A 25,533-nucleotide genomic window follows, 5' to 3' on the forward strand; every position below is an offset into this window, starting at 1 on the left:
CCTTCCCAGGCTGCAGGCACGGGGCGTATGCTTCCGAGATTCACCACGTGAAAGCGTGGAAACACGGCGGGCTGACCAACATGGACAACCTGGCGCCGCTATGCAGATATCACAACCGCATCAACGACGATGACCCCTGGCGCAACACCCGCGGCCGCATCGCCATGATCAGAGGCGCGCCCTGGTGGGTCTCACCACGCGGATATCACCTGAAAAGCACCGACCGCGGAGCACTCGACCAACTCTTCGGACCACCAAGCACCTAGCAACGCGAAACGCCGCCGCCCAAACGGACGACGGCGTAAAACGCACGCGTAAAAGCGCTCGAAGTCGAACTACTTGGTGGCGTAGTTCTTCTCCACGGAGGTGTCCACCGGCACACCCGGGCCCTGGGTTGCGGAGACGGTGATCTTCTTCAGGTAGATGCCCTTCGCGGAGGACGGCTTGAGGCGGAGGACCTCGTCGAGCAGTGCGCCGTAGTTCTCAGCGAGCTGCTCCGGGGTGAAGGACGCCTTGCCGATGATCGCGTGCAGGTTCGACGCCTTATCCACGCGGAAGGCGATCTTGCCGCCCTTGGAGTCCTGGATCGCCTTCGCGACGTCCGGGGTGACGGTGCCGGTCTTCGGGTTCGGCATCAGACCACGCGGGCCCAGCACGCGGGCGACGCGGCCGACCTTGGCCATCTGGTCCGGCGTAGCGATAGCCACGTCGAAGTCGATCTGGCCGGCGTTGATCTGCTCGATCAGCTCGTCGGTGCCGACGATGTCCGCGCCAGCCTCCTGCGCCTTGGTTGCGTTCTCGCCCTCGGCGAAGACTGCGACGCGGACGGTCTTACCGGTGCCGTGCGGCAGGTTGACGGTGCCGCGGACCAGCTGGTCAGCCTTGCGCGGGTCGACGGACAGGCGCATTGCCACGTCGATGGTTGCGTCGTACTTGTCGGAGGAGGTCTCCTTCGCAAGCGTGACGGCGTCGAGCGGGTGGTAGAAGTTGTCGCGGTCGACCTTCGCCAGCTGCTCGATGTAGTGCTTGGACTTCTTAGCCATGTTGGGTTCCTTTCAGGAGTTGTGGTTTGCGGGCCTGGCTTGCGGCCCTTCCACGTGAAGCTTTTTACTTCTCGACGTCAATACCCATGGAACGGGCAGTACCAGCGATGATCGCAGCACCTGCCTCGATGTCGCGGGCGTTGAGGTCGTTCTTCTTGGTCTCGGCGATCTCCTTGCACTGCTCCCAGGTGACCTTGCCAACCTTGTCAGTGTGCGGGACGCCGGAGCCCTTCTTCAGGCCTGCAGCCTTCAGCAGCAGGGACGCTGCCGGCGGGGACTTCAGGATGAAGTCGAAGGAGCGGTCCTCGTAGACGGTGATCTCCACCGGCACGATGTTGCCGCGCATGGACTCGGTTGCGGCGTTGTAGGCCTTGGTGAACTCGACGATGTTCACGCCGTGCGCACCCAGTGCCGGACCGACCGGCGGGGCCGGGTTGGCCATGCCTGCTTCGATCTGCAGCTTGATCAGGCCGGTGACCTTCTTCTTTGCCATCGCATTACCTCCTAGTTACAGCACCCGCAGCCACGATGAGCTGCCGCGGGGCTTCCGGATGCCGGGGATAGACCCAGCCACCGGGGATTTACAAGAATTGAAAACGTCGCGCGTGCGTGCACGCGCGACGAATCAGGATACGCCGTGAGGACGTCGAGAAGCAAAACGCTTCTACATGATGCGCTCGATCTGGTCGGCGGTCAGCTCCACCGGGGTCTCGCGGCCGAAGATGGACACCAGCGCCTCGATCTTGCCGGTCTCCGGGTCGATCGCGTTGATGGTGGCCGACACGGACGCCAGCGCGCCGGAGAGGATCGTGACAGCCTCGCCGACCTTGTAGTCGTGCGCGAGCTTCTTCGGCGCCTCTTCCTCCGGCATCGCCACGACGGTCTCGCCCTCGGCGTTGACCTCCGGCTTCGCGCCGGTTGCGGCGGACTTGGGAAGCAAGAACTTAGCGACGTCCCGGTGCTTCACCGGCGTCGCATTCCCCTCGTTGCCCACGAACGAGGTCACACCCGGGGTCTCGCGGACCACGGACCAGGCGGCGTCGTTCATGTCCATGCGCACGAGCACGTAGCCCGGCAGAAGCTTGCGCTTGACCAGCTTCTTCTTGCCGTCTTTGTTCTCGATGGCCTGCTCGATGGGCACGACAACCTCGTAGATGGAGTCCTCGACCTCAAGGGTCTGGGAACGCATCTCCAGGTTGGTCTTCACCTTGTTTTCGTAGCCGGAGTAGGACTGGATGATGTACCAGTCGCCCGGCTGCTTCTTCAGCTCACGGGTGTACTCGCGCAGGCGGCGGCGGTACTCGCTGTCGGAGTCAGCGTCCGCGTCAGCCTCGCCCTCGCCCGCGGCGGCCTCGACGTTGTTGAGGTCGGTCTCCTGGACCGGCTCCTCGACGGCACCGTCGGCGTCGGTCGCGGTGCCTGCGTCATCGGCCTCGGCGTCGACGGCGTCCTGCACCTCGGCGTCGCTCAGCTCCGCGCCAGCGACGTCCGCGTCCGCAGCGTCAGCCTCGCCGCTACTGTCGCTCTCCTCGTCGGAGGAGTCACCGCCCTCGGTGCCGGCCGGGTCGTCGTCGCCGCCGCCGAGGACCGGGTCGGTGGAGGGCTGCACGGGCGCGCCCTCGTCGATCATTTCCTGCTCGTTGTTCTCGATTGCGCCTTCAACGTCTTTGTTTGCCTCAGTCATGGGTGTGTCTCCTCATCCGTCGAAACGTGTGCGCCCCAGGGTACCGGGGCAAAAATTATCCCGCCCTCCTCGGCGTCCGAGGCGGCGGGAAAAGTTTGTACGCGTGGAATTGTACCTAGCGGATGAAGATCCAGCGAATCAGCATGGACGCCAGCGTGTCGGTGCCCCACACGAAGATGGTCAGCACGATCAGGAACGCGAACACGATGAGCGTGTAGTTGAGCATCTGCTTGCCGGTGGGCCAGATGACTTTGTTCATCTCGGAGACGACTTCGCCTGGGAAGGCGGTGACTCTGGAGCCGTCCTTCTCGTTCGCATCGTCGGCGGCGACGGGGGCACGCTTCGCTTCGTAGCCTTCGGAGGAAACGGGAGAAGCCCCACGCAGCTGACGCTTGCCGGTCGGCTGTGCGGGGTTTTGACCGTTGGGGTTAGTCACTAAAACTCCTCCAGGTTGTTTTGGCAGGGGCGACAGGACTCGAACCTGCAACCTACGGTTTTGGAGACCGTTGCGCTACCAATTGCGCCACGCCCCTAGGGCACTCGATCAAGTGCGCCTAACCCTACCACGGTCACCTTCCGGTTCCCGTTTGAGGTGAGTAGCGATGGAGAGAATTGAACTCTCGACACAGCGATTATGAGTCGCTTGCTCTACCACTGAGCTACACCGCCATGGTGCTCGCCGGGCCGAAAGGCCCTAGCAAACAACAGAGCCCCCTGACAGAATCGAACTGTCGACCTTTTCCTTACCATGGAAACGCTCTGCCGACTGAGCTAAGGGGGCACAGCCTCTGTGTTGTGGATCTTCGCTTTCGCTCTGACCCGCTCCGTTGAAGCCTTGGAAAGATTAACCCGATGTTGTTTTCAAACACAAATCGGCTGGCAGTTGCAGGTTTTTAAGCGGTTATGGTGTGCACTTTAGACGTCGTGAAGCAATTGCTTAACGACGAAACCCCGCCGGTGAAACCGACGGGGTTTGTGTGTGGTGCCAGGTAGAAGATTCGAACTTCTGAAGGCAATGCCGGCGGATTTACAGTCCGCTCCCTTTGGCCGCTCGGGCAACCTGGCAAGCACGTTCAAAGTGCGGGATTTACCTTACAACACCGCCCCGCAATCGGCGCAAATCGGCTGGTTAACCGACCCGTTCAACGGTCATGCGCGTCATGGTGCGAAGCGCTTCACGGGCGGGGCCGTCCGGCAGGGCGTCGAGTTCGCGCTCCACGGTCTCGACGTAGCCGCGCACGGTGTCCAGGGCGCGCTCGCGCCCGCGGGTCTGGCCGATGAGTTCCAGCGCCCGTGCGACGTCGGCGTCGTTGGTCAGCGGGCCGGTGAGCAGCCCGCGAAGCTCCTCGCCCGCCGGCGAGTCCTCTTGCAGCGCGTAGAGCACCGGCAGCGTGAACACGCCCTCGCGCAGGTCGGTGCCGGGGGTCTTTCCGGACTGTTCGGGGTCGGAGAAGATGTCGATGATGTCGTCGACGATCTGGAAGACCATGCCCACCGCGTCGCCGATGCGGGAGCAGCGCTCCACCACCTCGTCGGAGGCGCCGGCGTGGCGCGCGCCCAGGTAGGCGGCGGAGGAGATGAGCACGCCGGTTTTTTCCTCGATGACTTTCAGGTAGTGCTCCACGGGGTCTGCCGCGCCCGTGCCGTCCGCGCCGACGGTTTCGCGCATCTGGCCGGTGACCAACTCGGAGAATGTGTCGGCGAAGTGGGCCACGGTGTCGAGGTCCATGAGCGCCATCTGTCGCGACGCGTGGGCGAACAGGATGTCGCCGGCGAGGATGGCCACGGTGTTGGTCCACCGGGTGTTGGCGGATTCGACGCCGCGGCGGCGCTCGGCTTCGTCCATGACGTCGTCGTGGTAGAGCGTGGCCAGGTGCACCATCTCGGTCACGGCGGCGCCGCGGATGACGTTTTCGGCGCCGGGGTTCGGCCCGAATTCGCTGCAGAGCAGCGCCATCATGGGGCGGAAGCGTTTGCCGCCGGCTTTGGCCAGGTGGGTGACTTTGTCGGTGAGGAAGCTCTCCCCGCGGTTGAGCTCCGTTATCAGCAGCTCCTCCACCGCTTCGAGCCCGGTGTTGAGCCGGGTGTTGAGCGCGTCGTCGCCCAGGTCCAGGTTGAATCCGTGGCGCGGTGACGGAGTGGTGCCGTACGTCATAGATAACGTCCTTGCAGGTTGGATGGGCCCATGTGTAACGCACTAACCGTAGCCCAATTACCCCGCCGGGTGCACTTGCGGGTGGCGCTGGCAGAATGTGGCGCGTGAGTGAGTTGTTCGACCTCGTTGTTGTGGGCGCTGGCCCTGCGGGTTCCGCAGCCGCGATCGCGGCGCAGCGCGCCGGCATGAGCACTTTGCTTCTCGACACGCAGGGCCCCCGCCGCGACAAAACTTGCGGGGACGGGCTGACGCCGCGCGCCGTCGATACGCTTGTGCGCTTGGGGCTGGACGTGCCTGCGTACCGCAACAAGGGCCTAAAGTTGCATGGCTTCGGCGGGGATGTTGTCGCGCCGTGGCCGCGCGGCGAGGGGTCCGCGTCCCCGAGGGCGAGGTTTGACGCGATGCTTGTCAGCGAAGCTTCGCTCGCCGGCGCAACCGTGCGCCACGACTGCGCGGCGACGGGGGTGCGTTTCAGCGGTTCCGCGATCAGCGAAGTGGAGACCGAACAGGGCGTGGTGCGTGCCCGCTGGGTGGTCGTGGCGGACGGGGTGCGCTCCCCCTTCGGCAAGCTGCTGGGACGTACGTGGCACCGCGGGCAGGTCTACGGGATCGCGGCGCGCTCCTACTGCACGTCACCCTTTTCGGACGAGCCGTGGATGCACTCGCACGTGGAACTTCGCGACGCCGACGGGGTGATCCAGCCCGGCTACGGCTGGATCTTCCCGCTCGGCGACGGCACCGTCAACCTGGGCTGCGGCGCGCTGTCTACCGACGCGCGCCCGGCGAAGGTGAACACGAAGAAGCTGCTCGCCCTATACGCCTCGCAGCAGCGCGAGGCGTGGCAGCTCGGCCCAGAAAAGGCCGTGGCCTCGGCGCTTTTGCCCATGGGCGGGGCGGTGTCCAACGCGGCGGGGCCGAACTGGGCGCTGGTCGGCGACGCGGCGGCGTGCGTGAACCCGCTCAACGGCGAGGGCATCGACTACGGGCTGGAAACGGCGGTGCTCGCCGTCGACCTGATCGCGGACGGCGGGGATTTGACGCTTGCGTGGCCAGCGCTTCTGCGTGAGCAGTACGGCGACGCGTTCACGCTGGCCCGCACCCTGGCGCGCCTGCTCACCTACCCGCAGTTTTTGCCGCTGGCGGGCCCGGTGGCGCTGCGCGGGCTCGGCGGGCGCTACCTCATGCCGGCGGCGGCGCGGCTGATGGGCAACCTCGTGGCCGAGGGGGATACGGACCTCGTCGCAAGGCTGTGGCGTACAGCTGGCAAGAGCGCGCGGGCGGTGTCTGGCGGCCAGCCGCTTTGGGACGTGCGCTAGACCGGCTTCACCGCACTATGCAGCGCGACGATGCCCGCGGTGAGGTTCTGCCAGCTGGCGTCTGACCAGCCGTTGGCGTTGATCGCCGCGGCGAGCTCCTCCTGGCCCGGCCAGGCGCGAATGGACTCGGCGAGGTACTCGTAGGCCTCCGCGTTGGAGGAAAACAGCTTCGCCAGCGCCGGCACCGCCAGCGGCAGGTACTCCTTGTACAGGATGCGGAAACCCGGCACGACGGGGGTGGAAAATTCGTTGACGGCCAAACGCCCGCCCGGCTTGGTCACGCGCGCCATCTCGCGCAGGCCCGCCTCGAAGTCGTGGACGTTGCGCAGCCCGTAGGAGATGGTCACCGCGTCGAAGGTGTCATCCGCAAACGGCAGGTGCATCGCGTCGCCGACGACCTTGGGCACGTCGCGGTCCTTGCCGGCGGCGAGCATGCCCTGGGAAAAGTCGCAGGCCACTACCCACGCGCCGGACTTGCCCAGCTCCACGGTGGAGACGGCGGTGCCGGCGGCGAGATCCAGCACGAGCTCGCCGGGCTGCAGGTTCAGGCGCTCGCGGGTGCGGCGGCGCCAGTACTTGTCCAGGCCGAACGACAGCACGGGGTTGGTGATGTCGTAGTTTTTGCCCACGTCGTCGAACATGCCGGCAACGTCGAAGGGCTTTTTGTCCAGATCCGCCTTGGCCATGGTGCGCAAGTTTACTTTGCCACCCACAAACGGAGGTCGTACGACAACACAACACTTGCAAGTTCGGCTCACCGAACTTTATTATTCGCCGGTATGGGACTTGATGACTCCAACATGGGCGCATGGCTCGAAGCCATCGCATTGTTCGAGACCGCACGCGAAGGCGACTACCTCGCGTCCTCGCGGCTCGTGCGTTCCAGCGCTAACCCGGAAGACGTCACGCTCAACCTGATGCGGCTGCTCGCCGTCTACCTGCGCGACGAATCCCCGCAAAAGCTCGACCGATTCATTGCCACGTCCCACCGCGTCGGCCCGCCGCCGCTTCTCTAACCGCACGGAAAAACACAGAAAGAAAAGGACCAACATGCTGAAATCCAAGGCGCTCGCACTCGCCGCCACGGCTGCGCTAGCTGCCGGCCTCGCAGGCTGTTCGCAGGACAGCACCGACGCCGCAGGCGGCAAAGACACCCCCGTGGTACTCACCACGTTCACGGTGATCCAGGACATCGCCTCGAACGTCGCCGGCGACCACCTGCGGGTGGAGTCCATCACCAAACCCGGCGCGGAAATCCACGGCTACGAGCCCACCCCCGGCGACATTTCCCGCGCCGCCGATGCGGACCTGATTTTGGATAACGGCATGAACCTGGAGAACTGGTTCGCCCAGTTCGTCGCCGACCTGGACGTGCCCCACGCCGTGGTCAGCGAAGGTGTCGACCCGATCGACATCGCCGAGGACGCCTACGCCGGCAAGCCCAACCCGCACGCCTGGATGAGTCCGGTGAACGTGCAGAAGTACGTGGACAACATCGTCGACGCGTTCAGCGAACTCGACCCGGAGCACGCCGATGATTTCAAGGCCAACGGCGAAACATACAAGCAGGAACTGCAGGCTGTGCAAGACGAGCTGGAAACCAAGCTCGCCGCTGTCCCCGACAAGCAGCGCGCCTTGGTCACCTGCGAAGGTGCGTTCTCCTATCTGGCTCGCGACGCGAAGTTGACCGAGCGCTACATCTGGCCGGTCAACGCTGAGCAGGAAGCCACCCCGCAGCAGATCGCCGGCGCGATCGAGTTTGTGAAGGAAAACAACGTCCCGTCTGTGTTCTGTGAATCCACGGTCTCTAACGCGCCGATGATGCAGGTCGTGAAGGCCACCGGCGCGGAGTACGGCGGCACCCTCTACGTCGATTCGCTTTCTGAGGAAAACGGTCCGGTGCCGACCTACCTGGATCTGATTCGCCACGACACGAAGGTGATCATCGACGGTTTGAACGGGGGCAAGCAGTGATCCCCGCAATCGCGGTTGACGATGTTGCGGTGCGCTACGGCGACGTCGTCGCGCTCGACGGCGCAACTTTGAGCGTCCAACCAGGCCGTATCTGTGGGCTGATCGGGATGAACGGCGCGGGCAAATCCACGCTACTCAAGGCGATCATGGGGTTGGTCAAGCCGGATCGCGGCACGGTTCGTATCAACGGCATCGACCCCATGCGCGCCCGCAAGACGCAGGTGCTGGGCTACGTCCCGCAGAGCGAGGACGTGGACTGGCAGTTCCCGGTCACAGTGCGTGATGTGGTCATGATGGGCCGCTACGGCCACATGGGCTTTACCCGCCACGCGCGTGCGGAGGACATTGCGGCTGTGGATCGCGCGTTAGAGCGCACCCACCTTGAGTCGTTCGCAGACCGCCAGATCGGCCAACTTTCGGGTGGCCAGAAGAAGCGTGCCTTCATCGCCCGCGGTATCGCTCAGGGTGCGAGCATCATGCTTCTCGACGAACCCTTCGCCGGCGTGGACAAACATTCCGAGGCCACCATCACTGAGCTGCTGCGTGACCTCGCGGCAGAAGGCACCACTATTTTTGTGGTGACGCACGACCTGGTTGCCTTGCCCCAGCTCGCGCCGGAGACAGTGCTGTTGAACCGCCGGGTGTTGATGCACGCCCCGACTGAAGTGGTGTTAGAGCCGGACAATTTGGTACAGGGCTTCGGTATGGGGGTGTCAGCATGATTGCGCTGCTTACGGAGCCGTTTGGGTACGAGTTCATGATGCGTGCGCTTGCGACCTCGCTGGTGGCGTCGATTGTCTGCGCGCTGTTGTCGTGCTGGCTGGTGTTGGTTGGCTGGTCGCTGATGGGCGATGCGGTAAGCCACGCTGTCCTACCGGGCGTGGTGCTGGCCTACATTCTGGGCGTGCCGTTTGCCGTCGGCGCGGTGGTGTTCGGGTTCCTTGCGGTGGCACTGATCGGGCTGGTGCGCGATACGTCCCGGGTGAAGGAGGATGCGGCCATTGGCATTGTGTTCACCACCATGTTCGCGCTGGGGCTCGTGCTCATTTCGGTAACCCCTTCGCACACGGATCTGAACCACATCATCTTCGGCAATCTGCTTGGTGTGTCCCGTGGGGACCTGCTGCAGGTGGCCATCCTGGGAGCGATCGTGTTGAGCGTGCTGGTGCTCAAGCGGCGCGACTTCACCCTCTACGCGTTCGATCCCACCCATGCACACGCGATTGGGTTGAATCCGCGCCTGCTCGGTGCGGCCCTGCTGGCACTGCTGGCGCTGACGTCAGTGGTGGCACTCCAGGCCGTTGGCGTGATCCTGGTGGTGGCGATGCTGATCATCCCGGGTGCGACCGCCTACCTGCTCACCAACAAGTTCGGCACGATGCTGGTCATCGCCCCGACCATGTCGGCAGCGTGTGCAATCGTGGGGTTGTACTGCTCCTACTACCTGGACACAGCCTCTGGCGGCATGATTGTGCTCGCCCAAGGTGTGGTGTTTGGTGTGGTGTACCTGTTCGGCCCGCATGGGGTGCTGCGGGGTCGTCGTTACGCATCCACGCGCACGAAGACGGAATCCGTGGCTTCCTCGCCGAGCGGCACCGCCTCCGCCGCGCCGGCAAGCCGGACCGCGACCGCGCCGGAGTAAGGGGCACCCTCTCCCACCTCGAGGGTTGCGCCGACGACGAGCCCATGGCTGTCAAGGAACTTCAGCAGCTTCGGGTCGTCGTCCGCGATGCGCTCGATCGTGGCCGTGTGCCCGGGTTGCACACCGGTCAGCGGCACCGCCGCGGGGGTGTCGACACGGCCGCTGGCTGAGGGGATGGGGTCGCCGTGGGGGTCGCGGCTGGGGTAGTCCAAAAACGCGTCGATACGGTCGACCATGAAGTCGCTCACCGAGTGTTCGAGGTTTTCGGCCTCGTCGTGCACCTGGTCCCAGGTGTAGCCCAACGCCTCCACCAAAAACGTTTCAATCAGGCGGTGGCGGCGGATCATCGCCACCGCGTACGTGCGGCCTGTGTCGGTCAGCTCGACGGCGCCGTAGGGCTTATGTTCCACCAGGCCCTGCTCGCCGAGCTTGCGCACCCCGTCGGAGACGGTGGATTTGCGCAGTCCAAGGTGCTTGGCCACCGACGACGGCGTCACCGGCGTATCTGACCACTCCGAAAGCGCCCAGATGCCTTTGAGGTAGTTCTGGGTGCTGGTGGACAGGTCGCCGACGGACATGCTCGCCACTCTACTTGGCGGCGCGCATGCGCCTACGCGGTATCGCCGCGCCGCGCTTGCCTGCGGGATTGGCCTAAGCGTGCCGGCGCCCAGCGCGGCAGGGCCACGTCGCGGCCGAACAGGTGCACCACGTTGCGCTCGTAGGTCTCCAGCACCTCGGTGTAGTAGCCCAGCAGCTGGTCGCCGAGAGCGGCCCAGGTCTTGTCAGCCACGGATTCGCGGGCGGCGGCCTGCAGGCTGGCGTGGCGGGCGTCGTCGAGGATCCAGCGCGTGGCGTCCGGCAGCTCGTCTTCGAAGGTGTCCACCTCGAGCAGCAGGCCGTTGTCGCCGTGTTGGATCAGGTCGATGGGACCGCCGGCGCGCGGGCCGATCGTCGGCACGCCCGAGGCCTGCGCCTCCTGGATGGCCTGGCAGAACGTCTCAAACTCGCCGGTGTGCACGAACAGGTCCAGCGACGCGTACGCGCGGGCGAGCTCCTCGCCGGACAGCGCCCCGGTGAACACGGCGGAGGGCAGCACCGTCGCCAGCTCGTCTCGCTCGGGGCCGTCGCCGACGACGACGAGTTGGACCGACGGGTCGCTGACAAGCGGGGCGAGGCGGTGCACCGACTTCTCCGCGGCCAGCCTGCCCACGAAGCCCACGATCTTCTTCGCCCCCGTGGGGTCCCACATGCGGCGCAGCACGTCGGAGCGCTTGTCCGGGTTGAACAGTTCGGTGTCCACGCCGCGGCCCCAGTGGCGCACGTTGTTGATGCCGTGGGATTCGAGCATGCGGATATAGCTTGACGACGGCGCCAGCGTCATCTCGCTCATATTGTGAATCGTGCGCGTCCAGTCCCACGCCAAATTCGCCACCATGGGCAGGTGGTACTTGGTGGCGAAGCCGGCGACGTCCGTCTGGTAAAGCGCCACCGCCGGCACCCCGAGCTGGCGCGCGGCGAACGCGCCCGCCCCGCCGAGGACGAACGGGCTGGCCAGGTGGATGATGTCCGGCTTGAACTGGGAAAGCGCCGCGGCGACGGTGGTGGTGGGCACGCCGATCGGCAGCGAATCCACCAGCGGGACCATCACAGTGGGCACGCGGACGATCTCGAAGCCGAGGTAGTCCGGGATCTCGTCCTGGAAGTCGCGTGCGCCTGGCGCGACCACCATCGCCTCGTGGCCTTCGCGCTTGAGGTGCTCGAGCACGCGCAGCACCGAATTGGTCACTCCGTTGACGTTGGGCAGGAAAGACTCCGCCACGATTCCCACTCGCATATCAGGCACTCTCCCACTGCAATCCGAACTTGTCGCCAATTTTGGTTGAACCAAACATGAATTTTTACTCCTCCGGCACCCACCGTCCGACGGCGAACCAGGCCCCGGCGGCGACGAGCGTGGCCACCGCCCACGTCGACAGGGCAGGGGTCAGCGCCAGCGCCCAGCCGCGGCCTTCCACCTTGACCAGGTCGGGGTCGGACTTCGCGTAGGTCACCCACACGTGCTGCCCTTCCCCCAGGCCGGTCGGGTACAACAGCCCGCGCGGCGGGGAGACCAGCTGGCCGTCTTCGGTTTGGTACTCCACGAACGTGCGCATGGGTCCGGTTTCGGTGACGGTGGCGGTGCCGCGGCCGGGGTTGGCCTGGATGCGGGCGTCGTTGAGCGCGGGGCCGGCGACCATTGCCACGCTGCCGAGCGTGGCAAAAGCGTAAAGCGCGAGCACTACCTGGTGCGCGCGGCGGCGCCACCTCATCGGTTCAGGCGCGCCGCCAGCGCCCGTCGGGTTGCGCGTGTGGTGGCGGCTTCCACGACGGTGATCGGGTTCGGCTGGGATTCGAGCTCCAGCAGCACCTCGTTGAGTTCGGCGAGGGTGTCGGCGCGGCGGTAGTCGGCCCCGTAGGCTTCCGCCAGCTTCTCGACGTCCACGCCGTGCGGCGTGCCAAACACCCGCTCAAACGCGCCGCGGAGGTGGTCTGCGCCTGGTTCGAGGGCCTCGAAGATGCCGCCGCCGTCGTCGTTGGCCACCACGATGGTGAGGTTGCCCGGGCGTGGCTCGTCGGGCCCGATGAGCAGGCCGTTGGCGTCGTGGATAAAGGTCAGATCCCCCATCAGGGCGACGATACGCGGTGCGCGGATCTCGTCGGGCCGCAGCGCCTGGGTGGCAAGCGCCACGCCGACGGCCTGGGAGACGGTGCCGTCGATGCCCGCGGCGCCGCGGGCGGCGTAGGTGGACACCCCGTCGAACGGCATGCCCACAAACGACGCGTCGCGCACCGGGTTGGACGAGCCGAGCACCAGCGTGTCGCCCACGCCGAGGGTGTCGCACACCGCGGCGGCGACGTGCAGGCCGGTGAACCCGAACTCGTCTTCCGTGAGCGCCTGGCGCACGGTTTCGGCGCCGACGTCGCCGGCGGCCTCGCAGATCTTCAGCCACGTGTCCGTGGGCTGGCCGGTGGCGTTGACACGCGAGCCGCGTGTGTCCGGCTGGCCGGTGAACGTCCCGGTGCGCGAGATGCCGATGACCTCGATGTCCGGGTCCGCCAACAGCGCCATCACGTCACGGTGCAGCGTCGGGTGGCCGACCACGATGACCTGCTCCGGTTTGGTGTCGGCGGCGAAGTCGCCCCCGTCGTGGGAGATGGCCACCTCGGACTGCGCAAAGAAGCGCGCGGCCAGCGGGTGCACCTGGTGGAAGGGTGTGGGCGCGGTGGGCTCGGCGATGGTGGGCATGTGCTCGAGTCCCGGCACCTCCCAGGCCTCGTCGCCGGCGATGACCAGGGTGTTGCGGGTCAGGTCGACATCAACGGCGCCGTTGTCCACGTACCCGCGAGCCCCCTCGAGCGCACCCGGCCCAACCCGGCGCGGCTGCCCCACCGGCTCCGGCAACGCTTCCGGTACCAGCGGGGCGTCCAGGGCCACGTTGATGTGGACCTGGGGGGTGGCAAAGGAGGCCGCGTGGGCGTCGTCAAGCGATTGCACCTGCTGCGTTTCGGCGTAGCGGCTGAAGATGCCCTGCTGCCAGATGGTCTGGCTTGCCCCGGTGCCCACGAGGCGCTCCGGGCGGTCCGCGCTGATCACCGCGAGCGGGGTGTGGGACATGTGCGCCTCAATCACCGCCGGGTACGCGTTGGCCACGGCGGTGCCGGAGGTCATCACCACGCCGACGTGGCGGCGCTGCACTCGTGCCAAACCGAGGGCGGTGAAGGCGGCGGAGCGCTCGTCGATACGCATGTGCACCGTCACGTCGCGGCGCGCCAAAAGCGCGTAGGCCAGCGGCGAGTTGCGCGAGCCCGGGCTCATGACCACATCGGTGCAATGCTTCGCGACGAGCTCCGCCACCGCCGCCGCAATCTCCATAGCTGCCATCTACTGCTCCTGTAGGTACTCGTCCGCGCCGCCGCGCAGCTGGTCCAGAATGTCGCGGGCGCCGTCGCGGATTTCGCGCTCGATCTCGTTCGGATCCGGCGCCGGCACCGGCTCCGGCTCCAGCGTGGCGGTGGGGTTGTCCCGGTCCCGGAAAATGGACGGGAACTTGGTGGTGGTCTCCGTCTTCGTTTCCGTGGTGGTCTGGGTAACCGTGCTGGTCTCCGTCACCGGCGGCTTGTCCGCCTCCGCCGCCGCGCCGCGCCACAGCACGGCCAGCACCACCGCGGCGATGAAGCTCAGCGCCGCGAACACGCCAAGTGCGATCGCGCCCGCCGACGTGCCCTTCTCCGGCTCCGGCTCATAACCATTGTCGTAGTACGGCTGTTCGTAGACGGGCTGGGCGTAGTGCTCCTCGTAGCGCGGCTGCGCCTGCTGCTGGTACTGGTTTTGGGACTGGTCCGGGAAGTACTGCCGGGGTCGCTCGCGGCGCGGCTCGCCACCCTGGGGGCCGTACTGTCTCGTCTCGTTATCCATGCGAAATACACTAGCGCGCCCCGCCAAAAGCTCTTGACGGGGCGCGAAGGTGTCGCGGCGGTATGGGCTTACAGCACCAGCCCGAACACTGGCACCGCGATGAAGTAGGTGGCCAGCGTGATCAGCACCATGGCGATCACGTTGAGCCAGACGCCGCCCTTGATCATCTCGCCCATGGTGACGTAACCGGAGGAGTACGCGATCGCGTTCGGCGGGGTCGCCACCGGCAGCATGAACGCACAGGTGGCGGCGAGTGCTACTGGGATGGCAAGGAGCATGACGTTCATCTCCGTGGCGTCGGTAAGCCCGATGCCCACTGCGACGCCGCCCATGATGGGCAGGAACGTCGCGGCGGTGGCGGTGTTAGAGGTCAGCTCCGTCAAGATCAGCACGAGCGCGGCGACTGCGAAGATAAGCAGGATCATCGGCAGCGACGCCAGCCCCTTGGCCTTCTCGCCGATCCACAGGGACAGGCCAGTAGCGGTGAACATGGCGGACAGGGAAAGCCCGCCGCCGAACAGCAGCAGCACGTCCCACGGCATCTCGTTGGCCGTCTCCCAGTCCAACAGACGCTTGCCGTTGGAGGTGCCGGGCACGATGAACATGAGCAAGCCGGCGATGATGCCCACAATCGCGTCGTCGTACGGGAAGTCCCAGCCGAACTGGCTGCGGCCAAGCGGGATGAAGATCCACGCCAATGCGGCCACGAGGAAAATCACACCGACTGCGACCTGGGGGAAGGTCCAGGGGCCGAGCTTTTTCAGCTCGGCGTCGATGAGCTCGCGCCCGCCCGGGATGGTATCCACCTCAGGCTTGAACACGGTGATGAGCACCCACCACGCGATGAAGGTGAACACCACGGCCACCGGCAGGCCCACCAGCATCCACTCGCCGAAGCCGATGACGATGCCGTGGGCTTCTTCCATGTAGCCCTTCAGCAGCGCGTTCGGCGGGGTGCCGATGAGCGTTGCCAGCGATCCAATCGACGCCGAGTACGCGATCGCCAGCATGAGCGCGGTAGCGAACTTCTTCTGGTTTTTCATCCCGCCGACGGTGTCCGCGGTGAGCATGAGCACGGAGGTGCCGATGGGCAGCATCACCACGGCGGTTGCGGTGTTGGACACCCACATGGACATAAAGCCGGTGGCGAGCATGAAGCCCAAAATGATGCGCTTCGGGCTGGTGCCCACCACCTTGACCACCATCAGCGCCAGGCGGCGGTGCAGGTTCCAGCGCTGCAGGCCCAGCGCCATGAGGAAGCCGCCCATGAACAAAAAGATCGTCGCGGACGCGTACGGCGAGGAGACCTCTTTAAACGGCGCCACGCCCGCCAGCGGGAACACGGCAATCGGCAGCAGTGCGGTGGCGGCCAGCGGGATCGCCTCGGTCATCCACCACGCGCCCATGAGCACGGTGGTGGCGGCGACGATGCGCATGGTGTCCGCGGAGTACTCCACGCCTTCCTTCGCGCCGGAGGACTGGGAGACGGTATCGGCCGCGCCGGAGGGGAAGAAGAAGTAGACGAGCACGGCCAGCACCACGCCGGTGATCAAGCCGATGAGCTGGCGGCGCCACTCGCCGGGTTCGGGCGCTTTGGCCAGGTCGCCGTCGGAAAGGGCGGCGGAATCGTGGATCACGGGAGTCGACATGGGCGAAAGGTTAGCGGACACCCCCTGATTCCCACACCCGTTTCCGAATTTACACCCGGATTCGGGGGCACTGATTTAGCACCTCTACGCAGGCGCGGACGCGGTCGAACCACCAGTCGCGGCGCGTCGCCGGCGCCCGCAGCGCGTGCAGCCTGTCCGGATCGGGGGTAGTGCGAGTCACCGCCATGCGCCCGTCCGTGATCTCCCGGGGCTCCGCGACGTCTTCAACAAACAGCCGCTGCGTGGCCAGCCCAGCCGCGCGCGAGCCAGCAAGTTTCGCGGCCACCAGCCCCGCGTCCATCCCGACGGCGGTATCCAACGCGCTGGCCACGGTCACATCGAGGTTCAAGTCGCGGGCAATGCGCAGAAGCTTATCGACGCCACCTAACGGCGCCACCTTGCACACCGCCACATCCGCCGCCTGAAGTTCGGCCACCCGGTATGGGTCGGCGGCGCGGCGGATAGACTCGTCCGCCGCGATCGGCGTCTTGGTGCGCCGTCGGACTTCCGCGAGTTCCTCCACGGTGGCGCAGGGCTGCTCGATGTACTCCAGCTCGCCGAGCTTCTCGGCGGCCTCGACGGCCTCATCGACGCTCCAGCCGCGGTTGGCGTCCACGCGAAGGGTCGCGTCGGGGCGAAGTTGGCGGACAGCGGCGACGCGCCGGAGGTCGTCGTCAAGCGATTGCCCCTTCTCCGCCACCTTGATTTTGAAGGTGGAAACGCCCGGGTAGCGCGCGAGCACCGGCTCGACGTCGGCGACCGCCGGGATGGTGCCGTTGACCTCGACTTCGCCGTGCGCTTCAGGCAGGCCGGTAAATGCCGCCTCGATGCCGGCGGCGAGCCACGCGGCGGATTCCTGCGCGCCGTATTCGACGAAGGGGGAGAATTCGCCCCAGCCGGCGGGGCCGTCGATGAGCAGGGCCTCGCGGGTGGTCACGCCGCGGAATTTCACGGCCATGGGCAGGGCGACGACATGGGCGCGCTCGAGGATCTCGTCGGCGGAAGGCAGCATGGTGCAAAGTGTAGGCATGAGTTACTCCACCGCCCAGCCCTTCGACCCCAGCCAGTGGCGCGAGGTCGAGGGCTTCGATTTCACGGACATCACCTACCACCGCCACGTGGGCGACACGCGTGCCGACGGCACCGTGCGCATCGCGTTCGACCGCCCCGAGGTGCGCAACGCGTTTCGCCCCCACACCGTGGATGAGCTCTACCAGGCGTTGGATCACGCCCGGCGCGATCCGTCGGTAGGCGTGGTGCTGCTGACCGGCAACGGGCCGAGCGAGAAAGACGGCGGGTGGGCGTTTTGCTCCGGCGGCGACCAGCGCATTCGCGGCCGTTCCGGCTACCAGTACGCCGGCGGCGAGACCGCAGAAACCGTCGACGAAGCGCGTGTGAAGGCCGAGGGCGGGCGCCTGCACATCCTGGAGGTCCAGCGTTTGATCCGCACGATGCCGAAGGTGGTCATCGCCGTGGTCAATGGCTGGGCGGCCGGCGGCGGGCACTCGCTGCACGTGGTGTGCGACATGACCATCGCCTCGAAGGAAGAGGCGCGGTTCAAGCAGACCGACGCGGACGTGGGGTCCTTCGACGCCGGCTACGGCTCGGCGTACCTGGCCAAGATGGTGGGACAGAAGTTCGCCCGCGAAATCTTCTTTTTGGGCCGCACCTACTCGGCGGAGGAGATGCAGCGCATGGGCGCGGTGAACATCGTCGCGCCGCATGCCTCGCTTGAGGACGAGGCGATCCAGGTCGCCCGCGAGATCAACGGCAAGTCCCCCACCGCGCAGCGCATGCTGAAGTTCGCGTTCAACCTTGTCGACGACGGCCTGATGGGCCAGCAAGTCTTCGCCGGCGAGGCCACCCGCCTGGCGTACATGACCGACGAGGCCGTCGAGGGCCGCGACTCGTTCTTAGAGAAGCGCCCGCCGAATTGGGAGGAATTCCCCTTCTACTACTAGGCGTCTTGCTGCTCGGCCGCGCCGGCCAGCAAGTCCTCTACTGAAATTGCGCCGCCTGCCGCTTCGAACTCCCTCTGGGCGTCGGTCAAAAGCTGCGGGTCGTTGAGGATGTCTGCGATGGTTTGGGCCAACCCGACCGCGGCATCGAACGCGCCTGCAAAAGCGTGATCTGAGATCGCCGCGTCGGCGAAATCGGTGGTGTGCAGTGCTGTACCCTCCGGCGCGATTTTCACCAGCGGATGGATACCCGGAACCAGGTGGGACACGTTGCCGAAATCGGTCGATGCGGCTTGCGAATCCGGCAAGGTCCCCGCCGGAAGCACATCCCTTCCGCGTGACGCCTGCGTGGCACCCCACCGCCGAGCGAGCGTCTCGTTGTTTCGCACGGGCAGTGACATCGGATGTTCGTCCCACTGCGCATCCACTGCCGTGCCTGTCATTAACGCCGCACCCTGAAGGATGTCCTCCACGCGTTGGCTTAAGTCCATCAGTGTCTCTGTGTACAGCGAGCGAACATACAGCTGCAGGGTGGCGGTCTCGGGGATGATCGAGGCGCGGGCTCCGCCGTCTGCAATCACGGCATGCAACCTGTCTGAAGGCGGCATCTGCTGGCGCAGCAGCCCGCACGCTTGGTAAGCGAGCGTCGCCGCGTCGAGGGCGTTTCGCCCCATGTACGGCTGCATCGACGCGTGCGCCGGCACGCCGGTGAAGGTGGCCGTCAACGTGCGGCGGCCCACCCACACGTGGGACACAAGGTCGTAGGAAAACGGGTGCATCATCACTGCGCAATCGACGCCGTCCAGCATGCGGCCGCGGATCATGTATTCCTTGCCTGTGTGCCCCTCTTCCGCGGGGGTGCCAAGGAACACGATCCGGCCGCTGCCGCTTCCAACGGCGCCGAGAAACGCGCCTACCCCGGCCGCCGCAATGACGTTGTGCCCGCAGGCGTGGCCGATGCCGGGTAGCGCGTCGTACTCAACCAACACGGCAACAGTGGGATGCGCCGCTGGGTCGTAATCGTTGCTGTGCCATTCGGCCCGCAGTGCCGTCGATACGCCATGTGCGCCACGTTCCACCTGGAACCCGCGGCGTTCAAGAATTCCGGCGATCACCGCTTGCGCGTGGTGCTCTTCAAACGCCTCCTCCGGGTGGGCGTGCAGGTCGCGGACGATGTGGTTGAGGTCCGCGCGGACCTTTTCCACCCGCGCCTCGGCGTCCTTCCAGGACTGCAGGTGCTCTGGACTTCTCGGCACACGATCGAAGTCCGGCTCTGCCTCCGCGAGTCGGTCCTGGACGGCTTCATCCATGCGCTCCAAGAACGCGCTGGAGGGGGTGGTTGGTCGGGCGGGTCGGTCGGAAGTAGGCATTGGTGCTCAGCAGTGGTCTTGTCGAACAGGACATTTCGGCCGACGGTAACAAAAAGCCCGTGCACCACGTCGGAGCCAATTTCCTCACTCTTACTAGACACCTGTGCGGGAATTTCAGGGCGCTTCAAGGTCAGCGGGTTACGCTCCGGCCATGTTGAGACGAACGATGACAGCCACAATCGTCGCCGCCTCGCTGACTCTGGCCGCGTGCGACGGAAACATCCCAGACACCCCGACCACCGCTGACGCCGCCGATGCCTCCGCCGCGGAAGCGGCCCCGCCCGCCGACGCTCCCGCCGCTGCCCCTGTCGCGCCGGTTGCGGACGAAGACAACCTCCCCGCGCCCCCGCCATCGTCGGCGGTACCCAACAAGCGCGACGCGTACGCCGCAGCACTCGCGGACCCCGCGCAATACTTCGCCGACCAGGACGGCCTCGACGGCACGTTCACCTACGACCTCATCGACGTCGACGGCGACGCCGAACTCGAGCTGCTCCTGCGCGCTGGCAAGGAAGGCCCGGCACCGGTGCGGGTGCTGCAGCTTGTCGACGGCACCCTCACGGCCACCACCGACTACCTGGTTGACGCCGCCGGCACCTACCCCACCGTGTTCACCGCCGGCGTGCAGCCGGGACTGACGCAATACGAGACGGACGGTACGACGCTGACCGCGACCCAGTTCGAGCTGCACGGCAACCGCCTGGTCAAGACGTTCGGCCCGGAGGAGACCATCGTGGGCAACCCACTGGACGACGTGACCCTGATCCACTGGACCCCGACCACGGACACCGCGCAGCTGGCGGAGCTGGACCAGCCCGACCCGCTGAACGTGCCGCGCGAAGGCACCATGAAGCAGGTCTCCGACATCCCGGAGCTCAACGACCAGTCCTACCGCGTGCAGTTCGGCACCCGCGACCGCGGCGGCCGCATCCCGGTGACCTACCCGGACCTCGGCTGCGCCGGCCTCCTCGAGCCGACGCACGCCTCCGCTGGCGAGGAGATCCAGGACGGTTTCCGCGAGAACATCACGGAAGGCACCTGCGACAACGGCGGCACCTGGCACTTCTCCATCAACGACTCCCGCGAGCGCGCCACCTACAACGCCCCCACCGGGCGCTACCACGCGGAAGGCCCGCTGACCCGCACCGGCTAAGCACGGCTCAGCGACGGACCGGGCGCATCCCGCGCAGTACTCGGAGCAGCACAACCACCACCGCGGCCAGCAGGATTGCGCCAACCGCGAGCGCACCCCACACCCGCAGGCCGGTGGCGGTCACGGGCCAGGCGGGCACCGCGGCGATCCACAGGAAGGACTCCGCCAGTACGTCGCCGCCAATGGTGACAGAGACGATCGTGACCAGGATTGTCGCCGCCAGCGTCCACATCACGCCAAAGCGCACGGTCACAGCGAGCGCAGCGAGGGTGAGGACGGTGCCGGCAATTACGGCGAGCACACCAAAACGCGCACTCCCAGCCACTGCGCCCGCGATCAGGCACACAAGCGCAACGATGCTGGTAAACCAGCTCATTAGCGCGAGGCCGACTCGCGGGTGCTCCACTTGCATCAGCGCCCATGCCGGGCGGATCCGCGGCCACACAAGCGTGGGCAACACGCCCGCGCCAACCGGGAGGATCGCGTACGCGAACAGCGCCTGGCGCACATCTGCCGGATAACGTGTGGCAAACAAAAGTACCAGTGCGGTCAGCACAAGCACCATGCTTAACGACGGCATCCGCCCCGCCCTCGCAACCCCCTTCCACGCGGACACAAACCCGGTGTGCGCGGGCCTCGGCTTGGCCGGCCCAGTAAGCGCGGGCGCAACGACTTCGTGGGTGGTGCGGCGTCTAAGAATGGGTCGCGTGCGGCGCGGAGTGAGCACGGCAGCAGCGAATCCGGCCGCGGCTAGAAGCAAGGTGAGCGCGAGCGCAGGAAACGGCGACTCGCCGGCCATGGGTGAGGTGTCCTCCAGCGGCAACAGGTTGAAGTGCATCTCCATCGTGGGTAACGCCAAGCGCGCGGGCCAGGCACCGGGGTTAAGCCACCACCAGCTTCGCTCCACGAAGTACCCGAGCTCGATGGTGAACACGAATGCGGCTACGAGCGTCGGCAACAGCCCAACACGGCGTGTGGCCGCGGCTGCCAGGCCCGCGGGGCCCAGCATGCCGAGCCACACAAACGCACCGACGAGCGCGACTTGCGCAGCGCCATCCAGGCCGAACACCAGCGCCGCCGCAACGGGCACCACGAAGTCCAGAACGGCGAACACGGCCAGGGCCAGCCACACCACTGTGATGCGGGCGGCGCGGGTGCCCGTGGAGGAGACGGGCCGCCAGAGTGTGCCCCCGGCGCGGGAGTCGCGCTCGCGGTTTTCAGCCAGTCCCGCAAACAGCGCCGCAACGGGAGCGGCCATACCGGTGACCAAAAGCCCCTGGGGATACAGCAGGGACTTCGCGGAGCCGACATCGCCGACCAACGAAAAAGCAGTCAGCAGCAGGCCAAGAAGCAGCCCCGCTCCTGCGAGCCACCACAGCGTTGAGCCTTTGGCGCGGATCCATTCGGCGCGAAGCAGACTCATTGCCCGCCCCCTGCGGTCAAGCGGAAGAAGGATTCCTCCAAGTTCGGCCCGAGCTCCGCAAGTTCCCCGGCGAAGCGGACGTCGCCGCCGGCGATGACGGTGGCGTCGTCCGCCATGTGCAGCACCTCGCCCAACTGGTGGGAGCTGACCAGCACAGTGCGCCCGGCGCGGGCGTAGTCCCTCAGGTAGGCGCGCAGGTGGGCGATGCCCTCGGGGTCGAGGCCGTTTTGGGGCTCGTCCAAAATGAGCACCTCCGGCTCACCGATGAGCGCCTGCGCCAGCGCCAACCTGCCCTTCATTCCGGTGGAGAAGGTGCCCGCCTTCTTCTTGCCTGCACCCTGCAGGCCGACGAGTTGGAGCACCCGGTCAGCCTCCGTGTCGGGCAGGCCGAGCAACGCAGTGTGCACGCGCAGGTTGTTGCGCGCGCTCAGGTGGCTGTAGAAGGCGGGGTCATTGATCGAGGCGCCCACGTGCCGCAGCGCCTCGCGGGTGAACGGCTGGCCCACTAGTGTCACCTCGCCCGCGTCCGGCTGGATCAGGCCGAGCAGCACCGACATCAGCGTCGATTTCCCCGCGCCGTTGGGCCCCAACAGCGCGTGGACGCGGCCCGGGGTGGTTGTCAGTGAAATATCGCGCAGCACCTGGTGCCCGCCGAACGAAACTGCGACACCGCGGCAGGCGAGTTGTGTATCGGTCATGCCCCTATCGTCCGCGGCGAGCGAGCCTCACACATCGGTCGGCGGGACCACAACGCCTCCTTCGCTAGGAGGAGATGCCGGCGCGTTGCGCGATCAGCGCCAACGCCACCCGGTCGCGTGCGCCGAGTTTGGCCAGCAGGCTGGAGACGTGCGTTTTCACTGTGGTTTCCGCGATGTACAGCGCGGCGGCGATCTCTGCGTTAGTCGCTCCGCGGCCGATCTCGGCGAGCACCTCAAGCTCGCGGGTAGTCAGCCCCTCCAGCGCAGTGGCCGACGCCGGACTACCTGGACCTTCGCGGACCCACTCCATCACCCTGCCGGTCACGCCGGGCGCGAGGACGGATTCGCCGCCGGCCACCGCGCGCACCGCTCCCGCGAGCACGTCCGGCTCTGCGTCCTTGAGCAGGAATCCGTGGACGCCGGCGGCGATGGCTGCGTGGATGAGCGTGTCGTCGTCGAACGTGGTCAGCATGATCACCCGCGGGCCCAGCTCCATGATGGTGCGGGCGGCGGCGATGCCGTCCAGCACAGGCATGCGGATGTCCAGCACGGCGACGTCGATGCGGTGCGCCCGCGCCTTCTCCACCGCCTCCGCCCCATCGGCGGCTGTGGCCGCGACGGTGATGTCGTCTTGCGCGCCCAGGATGGTCTCGAGCGCACTGAGCAGCAACGGTTGGTCGTCCGCAAGCAAAATCCGGATCATGCCGCCAACTCCGCCCGCACGGTGAATGCCTCGCCTGCCTGCCATGCTTCGAGCGTGCCGCCGGCGCTCGCGGCGCGCTCGCGCAGGCCTTCCAAGCCGACGCCGGTGCCCGGCTGCGGGCGCACCCGCCCGGTAGAGACCACTTCCACCACAACGGTCTGCCCCGGTGTCACGCGCACGGAGACAACTGGGTCCACCTGGTGGCGGGCCGCGTTGGTCAGCGCTTCGGCCACGATGCGGTGGATGGCGAGGGAGGTCACCGGAGGGACGTCGACAGGCGGGGCGTCGAGTGTGACCTGCACACCGGCGTCGCGGAAGCGCTGCACCAGCGCGGGCAGCTCCGCGATCCCCACCACCGGCGCGAACCCGCGATCGCTTTCGCGCAACCCGCGTACGAGCAGGCGGATCTCCGCAAGCGACTCACCCGCTGCAGCGTTGATCTGCTGCAGCGCCTCGCGCTCGCGCCCGGACGCGAGCCCCGCATTAGCCTGCGCCTTGATCAGGGTCAACGAGTGCCCCAGCACGTCGTGGATGTCCCGCGCGATGGCCTGGCGCTCGTCCACCCGCGCCGCCGCCAGACGCTGTTCTTTCGCTTCCGCGGCCCTACGGCGGGCGGCCTCCTCCCCCGCCAGATTCGCACCCAGAAGGTACGCCACTGCGAACGCTGCCCAATGCAGCGCCAGCGTGAGCGCGCCGTCTGCGCCACGGCGGTAGAACAACACGAGTTGCTCGTCCCACGTCCACATAAACGGCGAGAGCAACGCCCACGCGCACGCCGCCGCCAGCATCGCAAGCGCGAAGCGTTTACCGGCGTACCTGCCGGCGACGAACGTCGCCACCGGCACCGCCAGCACCCACAGCGAATAGCCCAGGTTCACCGGCGCAGCCAGCCACACCAGCGCCCAGGCGGTGTTGAGCGCCACTAATGCGGCCGATGCGACCCGCGGCTTGCCGGTGAGCACCGCGAACACAGCGACGAACCCCCAGGACAGCAGGGCCTGCGCCCAGGCGGCGGCGCCCGGGTCGCTGATCGCACTCACGGTGTAGACGGCGGCAAGCACCGCCGCCGCCACCGCGAGCACTGCGTCACCCGTTTTCACATGCACGGGCGCCTAGCTTATCGACGTCTCCGCGCCCCCACCTCCTCCCCAAGGAGGAGACCTACTTGGTCAACCCCGGGATCTGCGGAATGGTGGGCAGCCCCTTGACGCCCGCGTTCTGCAGCAGCGCGAACAGCGCGCCCAGGGCGGTAAGCACCGCGGCGACGATGCCGATGATCTGCGCCAGCTTGGCGTCGAAAGTTGCCGGGGCCTTCTCATCCGGCTTTTCCTCGGGGTCCTTCGGGGCGGGATCCGGCTCAGGCGTGGCGTCGCCCAGGTTGGCGTTTTCCAGTTTCGGCGCCTCCGGCAGCTTCAGGTCCTGCGTGGGGAAGATGACGTGGCTAGTGCCGTCGTGGCAGGTTTTGGACTCCTCGAGCGCGTAGTAGTACGAGCTCTCCAGCGTGTCCAGCACTTGAGCAAAGTAGGTCTTCTTCATGTTCGCGGCGAATGCCTCGCGCTGCCAGCCTTCCACGTGGCGCAGCCACTGCGCGGTGTTTTGGCCGGTGTGGCCGAACGCGTACTCGTCGCCGAGCGGCTGCACCTTCGGCACCCCGCCGTCGATGCCCACGAACCAGTCAGCGTTGCCCTTCAGCGAGCGGCCGGCCGGACCCAGCGGGATCTGGGAGCCTTCCTTCATGTCCAGGTAGAAGTCGGCGTCGGTGGTGTGCAGGCCCAGCGGCTCCAGCTTCTCCTTCGCGGCGGCGCGGGCGTCGGCGCGGATGTCGCCCTCGGGCGTTTTGTCGTCTCGCAGCAGGCGAAGGTGCTCGATGACGGTGGGGTCGGCCACGTAATCGTCGCCAAGCTTCTTCAGCTCCGGGAATGTGGCCTCGAACGCCTCGACGACCGAGGTGGCGTACATGCCGTGCGTGAGCGTCTTCGCGGCGCGTTCGGCTTGGTTGGCGGGGCCGCGCTCGACGTCATTGAGCGTGACGCGGCAGTAGTTGGTGCCGTCCTTGGTAAACGGGGTCAAGGTGGCTGCGGTAGCAGGGGCAGGGACAGTGAGTGAAAGGGCGGTCGCCGCAGCGACGGCCGGTGCGATGATCTTCCTCATGTCTGTTTAATCGGTGGAAAGTGAGATCTGCGTTACAGGTGACTAGGAGCGGGGCTAGCCGGGTCGATAGCTCGATGTCGATAGTTCCAGGTCGATAGTTCCAGGTCAGCGCGTCGAGAGTGTTTTCGACCCAAAATCGGCGAAACGCTGTGACCAGC

General features: G+C 66.6%; 27 protein-coding genes and 4 tRNA genes. 8 read left to right on the forward strand and 23 right to left on the reverse strand.

Annotated elements, in window-relative coordinates:
- A partial coding sequence (locus HMPREF2791_RS11620) for an HNH endonuclease signature motif containing protein (protein WP_141764946.1) occupies positions 1–266 on the forward strand: 266 nt, incomplete at its 5' end.
- A 69-nt stretch (positions 267–335) separates the two neighbouring features.
- Here HMPREF2791_RS11620 and rplA read toward each other — a convergent pair.
- The 9 genes from rplA to HMPREF2791_RS07310 form a co-directional block, all read right to left on the reverse strand.
- Positions 336–1,043: a 50S ribosomal protein L1 gene (gene rplA / locus HMPREF2791_RS07270; RefSeq protein ID WP_070474784.1), complete on the reverse strand. Its 708-nt coding sequence runs from the start codon at positions 1,041–1,043 to the stop codon at positions 336–338.
- 64 nt (positions 1,044–1,107) lie between these two features.
- A complete protein-coding gene (gene rplK, locus HMPREF2791_RS07275; protein ID WP_034997189.1) occupies positions 1,108–1,536 on the reverse strand; it encodes a 50S ribosomal protein L11 in 429 nt (142 codons plus the stop codon).
- A gap of 171 nt (positions 1,537–1,707) precedes the next feature.
- On the reverse strand, positions 1,708–2,727 hold the full coding sequence (gene nusG / locus HMPREF2791_RS07280) for a transcription termination/antitermination protein NusG (protein WP_070474785.1): 1,020 nt from the start codon (positions 2,725–2,727) through the stop codon (positions 1,708–1,710).
- A gap of 115 nt (positions 2,728–2,842) precedes the next feature.
- The gene (secE, locus tag HMPREF2791_RS07285) at positions 2,843–3,163 is read right to left on the reverse strand and encodes a preprotein translocase subunit SecE (RefSeq protein ID WP_070474786.1); all 321 of its coding nucleotides are present in this window, start codon (positions 3,161–3,163) and stop codon (positions 2,843–2,845) included.
- Between the two features lie 21 nt (positions 3,164–3,184).
- Positions 3,185–3,260 (reverse strand) — tRNA-Trp (locus tag HMPREF2791_RS07290).
- A 64-nt stretch (positions 3,261–3,324) separates the two neighbouring features.
- Positions 3,325–3,396, reverse strand: a tRNA-Met gene (locus HMPREF2791_RS07295).
- A 39-nt stretch (positions 3,397–3,435) separates the two neighbouring features.
- Positions 3,436–3,508: transfer RNA gene (locus tag HMPREF2791_RS07300), tRNA-Thr, on the reverse strand.
- Between the two features lie 199 nt (positions 3,509–3,707).
- Positions 3,708–3,792 (reverse strand) — tRNA-Tyr (locus HMPREF2791_RS07305).
- Between the two features lie 64 nt (positions 3,793–3,856).
- Positions 3,857–4,882: a polyprenyl synthetase family protein gene (locus HMPREF2791_RS07310; RefSeq protein WP_070474787.1), complete on the reverse strand. Its 1,026-nt coding sequence runs from the start codon at positions 4,880–4,882 to the stop codon at positions 3,857–3,859.
- Positions 4,883–4,977: 95 nt separating this feature from the next.
- Here HMPREF2791_RS07310 and HMPREF2791_RS07315 point away from each other — a divergent pair, with 95 nt between their 5' ends.
- Complete coding sequence (locus HMPREF2791_RS07315; RefSeq protein WP_070844893.1) at positions 4,978–6,198, forward strand: geranylgeranyl reductase family protein; 1,221 nt, start codon at positions 4,978–4,980, stop codon at positions 6,196–6,198.
- Here HMPREF2791_RS07315 and HMPREF2791_RS07320 read toward each other — a convergent pair.
- A complete protein-coding gene (locus HMPREF2791_RS07320) occupies positions 6,195–6,884 on the reverse strand; it encodes a demethylmenaquinone methyltransferase (protein WP_070844894.1) in 690 nt (229 codons plus the stop codon). The two genes, HMPREF2791_RS07315 and HMPREF2791_RS07320, sit on opposite strands and share 4 nt — an antisense overlap.
- Positions 6,885–6,977: 93 nt before the next feature.
- Between HMPREF2791_RS07320 and HMPREF2791_RS07325 the strand changes: the two genes are divergently transcribed.
- Genes HMPREF2791_RS07325 through HMPREF2791_RS07340 form a run of 4 tightly spaced genes read left to right on the forward strand, consistent with a single transcriptional unit; the run spans position 6,978 to position 9,814 of the window.
- Positions 6,978–7,214, forward strand: a complete 237-nt coding sequence (locus HMPREF2791_RS07325; protein WP_070844895.1) for a tudor domain-containing protein — start codon at positions 6,978–6,980, stop codon at positions 7,212–7,214.
- Positions 7,215–7,248: 34 nt separating this feature from the next.
- A complete protein-coding gene (locus HMPREF2791_RS07330; RefSeq protein ID WP_070844896.1) occupies positions 7,249–8,172 on the forward strand; it encodes a metal ABC transporter substrate-binding protein in 924 nt (307 codons plus the stop codon).
- Positions 8,169–8,894, forward strand: a complete 726-nt coding sequence (locus HMPREF2791_RS07335; RefSeq protein ID WP_034997179.1) for a metal ABC transporter ATP-binding protein — start codon at positions 8,169–8,171, stop codon at positions 8,892–8,894. Before HMPREF2791_RS07330 ends, HMPREF2791_RS07335 begins: the two co-directional genes overlap by 4 nt.
- Positions 8,891–9,814, forward strand: a complete 924-nt coding sequence (locus HMPREF2791_RS07340) for a metal ABC transporter permease (protein WP_051106251.1) — start codon at positions 8,891–8,893, stop codon at positions 9,812–9,814. Before HMPREF2791_RS07335 ends, HMPREF2791_RS07340 begins: the two co-directional genes overlap by 4 nt.
- On the opposite strand, the gene HMPREF2791_RS07345 is transcribed toward HMPREF2791_RS07340, so the two are convergent.
- The 7 genes from HMPREF2791_RS07345 to HMPREF2791_RS07375 form a co-directional block, all read right to left on the reverse strand.
- Positions 9,715–10,392, reverse strand: a complete 678-nt coding sequence (locus tag HMPREF2791_RS07345) for a metal-dependent transcriptional regulator (protein ID WP_070474791.1) — start codon at positions 10,390–10,392, stop codon at positions 9,715–9,717. The genes HMPREF2791_RS07340 and HMPREF2791_RS07345 overlap by 100 nt on opposite strands.
- A 32-nt stretch (positions 10,393–10,424) precedes the next feature.
- A complete protein-coding gene (locus HMPREF2791_RS07350) occupies positions 10,425–11,648 on the reverse strand; it encodes a glycosyltransferase family 4 protein (RefSeq protein WP_070844897.1) in 1,224 nt (407 codons plus the stop codon).
- A gap of 64 nt (positions 11,649–11,712) precedes the next feature.
- Complete coding sequence (locus HMPREF2791_RS07355) at positions 11,713–12,123, reverse strand: DUF3592 domain-containing protein (RefSeq protein WP_038609543.1); 411 nt, start codon at positions 12,121–12,123, stop codon at positions 11,713–11,715.
- Positions 12,120–13,736: a 2-succinyl-5-enolpyruvyl-6-hydroxy-3-cyclohexene-1-carboxylic-acid synthase gene (gene menD / locus HMPREF2791_RS07360; RefSeq protein WP_070844898.1), complete on the reverse strand. Its 1,617-nt coding sequence runs from the start codon at positions 13,734–13,736 to the stop codon at positions 12,120–12,122. Before menD ends, HMPREF2791_RS07355 begins: the two co-directional genes overlap by 4 nt.
- The gene (locus HMPREF2791_RS07365; protein WP_070844899.1) at positions 13,737–14,270 is read right to left on the reverse strand and encodes a hypothetical protein; all 534 of its coding nucleotides are present in this window, start codon (positions 14,268–14,270) and stop codon (positions 13,737–13,739) included.
- Positions 14,271–14,338: 68 nt separating this feature from the next.
- Entirely contained in the window at positions 14,339–15,919 is a 1,581-nt protein-coding gene (locus HMPREF2791_RS07370; RefSeq protein ID WP_070844942.1) for an SLC13 family permease, read from the reverse strand.
- Between the two features lie 49 nt (positions 15,920–15,968).
- Entirely contained in the window at positions 15,969–16,931 is a 963-nt protein-coding gene (locus tag HMPREF2791_RS07375) for an o-succinylbenzoate synthase (protein WP_070844900.1), read from the reverse strand.
- A 16-nt stretch (positions 16,932–16,947) separates the two neighbouring features.
- Between HMPREF2791_RS07375 and HMPREF2791_RS07380 the strand changes: the two genes are divergently transcribed.
- Positions 16,948–17,880 carry a 1,4-dihydroxy-2-naphthoyl-CoA synthase gene (locus HMPREF2791_RS07380; RefSeq protein WP_070844901.1) on the forward strand — a complete coding sequence of 311 codons (933 nt, stop codon included), beginning with the start codon at positions 16,948–16,950 and terminating at the stop codon, positions 17,878–17,880.
- On the opposite strand, the gene HMPREF2791_RS07385 is transcribed toward HMPREF2791_RS07380, so the two are convergent.
- Positions 17,877–19,187 (reverse strand): M20 family metallopeptidase, encoded by a 1,311-nt coding sequence (locus HMPREF2791_RS07385; protein ID WP_083327931.1) that lies wholly within the window; start codon positions 19,185–19,187, stop codon positions 17,877–17,879. The two genes, HMPREF2791_RS07380 and HMPREF2791_RS07385, sit on opposite strands and share 4 nt — an antisense overlap.
- A 226-nt stretch (positions 19,188–19,413) precedes the next feature.
- Here HMPREF2791_RS07385 and HMPREF2791_RS07390 point away from each other — a divergent pair, with 226 nt between their 5' ends.
- Entirely contained in the window at positions 19,414–20,400 is a 987-nt protein-coding gene (locus HMPREF2791_RS07390) for a hypothetical protein (RefSeq protein ID WP_070844903.1), read from the forward strand.
- A 7-nt stretch (positions 20,401–20,407) separates the two neighbouring features.
- Here HMPREF2791_RS07390 and HMPREF2791_RS07395 read toward each other — a convergent pair whose 3' ends face one another.
- From HMPREF2791_RS07395 to HMPREF2791_RS07415, 5 genes are all read right to left on the reverse strand, one after another.
- Positions 20,408–21,823: an ABC transporter permease gene (locus HMPREF2791_RS07395; protein ID WP_070844904.1), complete on the reverse strand. Its 1,416-nt coding sequence runs from the start codon at positions 21,821–21,823 to the stop codon at positions 20,408–20,410.
- Positions 21,820–22,521 (reverse strand): ATP-binding cassette domain-containing protein, encoded by a 702-nt coding sequence (locus HMPREF2791_RS07400; RefSeq protein ID WP_042405806.1) that lies wholly within the window; start codon positions 22,519–22,521, stop codon positions 21,820–21,822. Before HMPREF2791_RS07400 ends, HMPREF2791_RS07395 begins: the two co-directional genes overlap by 4 nt.
- Before the next feature lie 64 nt (positions 22,522–22,585).
- The gene (locus tag HMPREF2791_RS07405) at positions 22,586–23,224 is read right to left on the reverse strand and encodes a response regulator (RefSeq protein ID WP_070844905.1); all 639 of its coding nucleotides are present in this window, start codon (positions 23,222–23,224) and stop codon (positions 22,586–22,588) included.
- Complete coding sequence (locus tag HMPREF2791_RS07410) at positions 23,221–24,330, reverse strand: sensor histidine kinase (RefSeq protein ID WP_141764947.1); 1,110 nt, start codon at positions 24,328–24,330, stop codon at positions 23,221–23,223. Before HMPREF2791_RS07410 ends, HMPREF2791_RS07405 begins: the two co-directional genes overlap by 4 nt.
- 55 nt (positions 24,331–24,385) lie before the next feature.
- Positions 24,386–25,375, reverse strand: coding sequence for a hypothetical protein (locus tag HMPREF2791_RS07415; RefSeq protein ID WP_070844907.1), 990 nt, complete (start codon positions 25,373–25,375; stop codon positions 24,386–24,388).
- Positions 25,376–25,533 lie beyond the last annotated feature (158 nt).

The sequence above is a fragment of the Corynebacterium sp. HMSC034A01 genome (assembly GCF_001838175.1).
Lineage (GTDB): Bacteria > Actinomycetota > Actinomycetes > Mycobacteriales > Mycobacteriaceae > Corynebacterium.

What these genes read in the sequence shown, in the direction of transcription:
- rplA (WP_070474784.1), bottom strand. Translation starts at nt 1,043, where the DNA reads ATGGCTAAGAAGTCCAAGCACTACATCGAGCAGCTGGCGAAGGTCGAC.
- rplK (WP_034997189.1), bottom strand. Translation starts at nt 1,536, where the DNA reads ATGGCAAAGAAGAAGGTCACCGGCCTGATCAAGCTGCAGATCGAAGCA.
- nusG (WP_070474785.1), bottom strand. Translation starts at nt 2,727, where the DNA reads ATGACTGAGGCAAACAAAGACGTTGAAGGCGCAATCGAGAACAACGAG.
- HMPREF2791_RS07310 (WP_070474787.1), bottom strand. Translation starts at nt 4,882, where the DNA reads ATGACGTACGGCACCACTCCGTCACCGCGCCACGGATTCAACCTGGAC.
- HMPREF2791_RS07315 (WP_070844893.1), top strand. Translation starts at nt 4,978, where the DNA reads ATGTGGCGCGTGAGTGAGTTGTTCGACCTCGTTGTTGTGGGCGCTGGC.
- HMPREF2791_RS07320 (WP_070844894.1), bottom strand. Translation starts at nt 6,884, where the DNA reads ATGGCCAAGGCGGATCTGGACAAAAAGCCCTTCGACGTTGCCGGCATG.
- HMPREF2791_RS07325 (WP_070844895.1), top strand. Translation starts at nt 6,978, where the DNA reads ATGGGACTTGATGACTCCAACATGGGCGCATGGCTCGAAGCCATCGCA.
- HMPREF2791_RS07330 (WP_070844896.1), top strand. Translation starts at nt 7,249, where the DNA reads ATGCTGAAATCCAAGGCGCTCGCACTCGCCGCCACGGCTGCGCTAGCT.
- HMPREF2791_RS07340 (WP_051106251.1), top strand. Translation starts at nt 8,891, where the DNA reads ATGATTGCGCTGCTTACGGAGCCGTTTGGGTACGAGTTCATGATGCGT.
- HMPREF2791_RS07345 (WP_070474791.1), bottom strand. Translation starts at nt 10,392, where the DNA reads ATGTCCGTCGGCGACCTGTCCACCAGCACCCAGAACTACCTCAAAGGC.
- HMPREF2791_RS07350 (WP_070844897.1), bottom strand. Translation starts at nt 11,648, where the DNA reads ATGCGAGTGGGAATCGTGGCGGAGTCTTTCCTGCCCAACGTCAACGGA.
- HMPREF2791_RS07355 (WP_038609543.1), bottom strand. Translation starts at nt 12,123, where the DNA reads ATGAGGTGGCGCCGCCGCGCGCACCAGGTAGTGCTCGCGCTTTACGCT.
- menD (WP_070844898.1), bottom strand. Translation starts at nt 13,736, where the DNA reads ATGGCAGCTATGGAGATTGCGGCGGCGGTGGCGGAGCTCGTCGCGAAG.
- HMPREF2791_RS07365 (WP_070844899.1), bottom strand. Translation starts at nt 14,270, where the DNA reads ATGGATAACGAGACGAGACAGTACGGCCCCCAGGGTGGCGAGCCGCGC.
- HMPREF2791_RS07370 (WP_070844942.1), bottom strand. Translation starts at nt 15,919, where the DNA reads ATGTCGACTCCCGTGATCCACGATTCCGCCGCCCTTTCCGACGGCGAC.
- HMPREF2791_RS07375 (WP_070844900.1), bottom strand. Translation starts at nt 16,931, where the DNA reads ATGCTGCCTTCCGCCGACGAGATCCTCGAGCGCGCCCATGTCGTCGCC.
- HMPREF2791_RS07380 (WP_070844901.1), top strand. Translation starts at nt 16,948, where the DNA reads ATGAGTTACTCCACCGCCCAGCCCTTCGACCCCAGCCAGTGGCGCGAG.
- HMPREF2791_RS07385 (WP_083327931.1), bottom strand. Translation starts at nt 19,187, where the DNA reads ATGGATGAAGCCGTCCAGGACCGACTCGCGGAGGCAGAGCCGGACTTC.
- HMPREF2791_RS07390 (WP_070844903.1), top strand. Translation starts at nt 19,414, where the DNA reads ATGACAGCCACAATCGTCGCCGCCTCGCTGACTCTGGCCGCGTGCGAC.
- HMPREF2791_RS07395 (WP_070844904.1), bottom strand. Translation starts at nt 21,823, where the DNA reads ATGAGTCTGCTTCGCGCCGAATGGATCCGCGCCAAAGGCTCAACGCTG.
- HMPREF2791_RS07400 (WP_042405806.1), bottom strand. Translation starts at nt 22,521, where the DNA reads ATGACCGATACACAACTCGCCTGCCGCGGTGTCGCAGTTTCGTTCGGC.
- HMPREF2791_RS07405 (WP_070844905.1), bottom strand. Translation starts at nt 23,224, where the DNA reads ATGATCCGGATTTTGCTTGCGGACGACCAACCGTTGCTGCTCAGTGCG.
- HMPREF2791_RS07415 (WP_070844907.1), bottom strand. Translation starts at nt 25,375, where the DNA reads ATGAGGAAGATCATCGCACCGGCCGTCGCTGCGGCGACCGCCCTTTCA.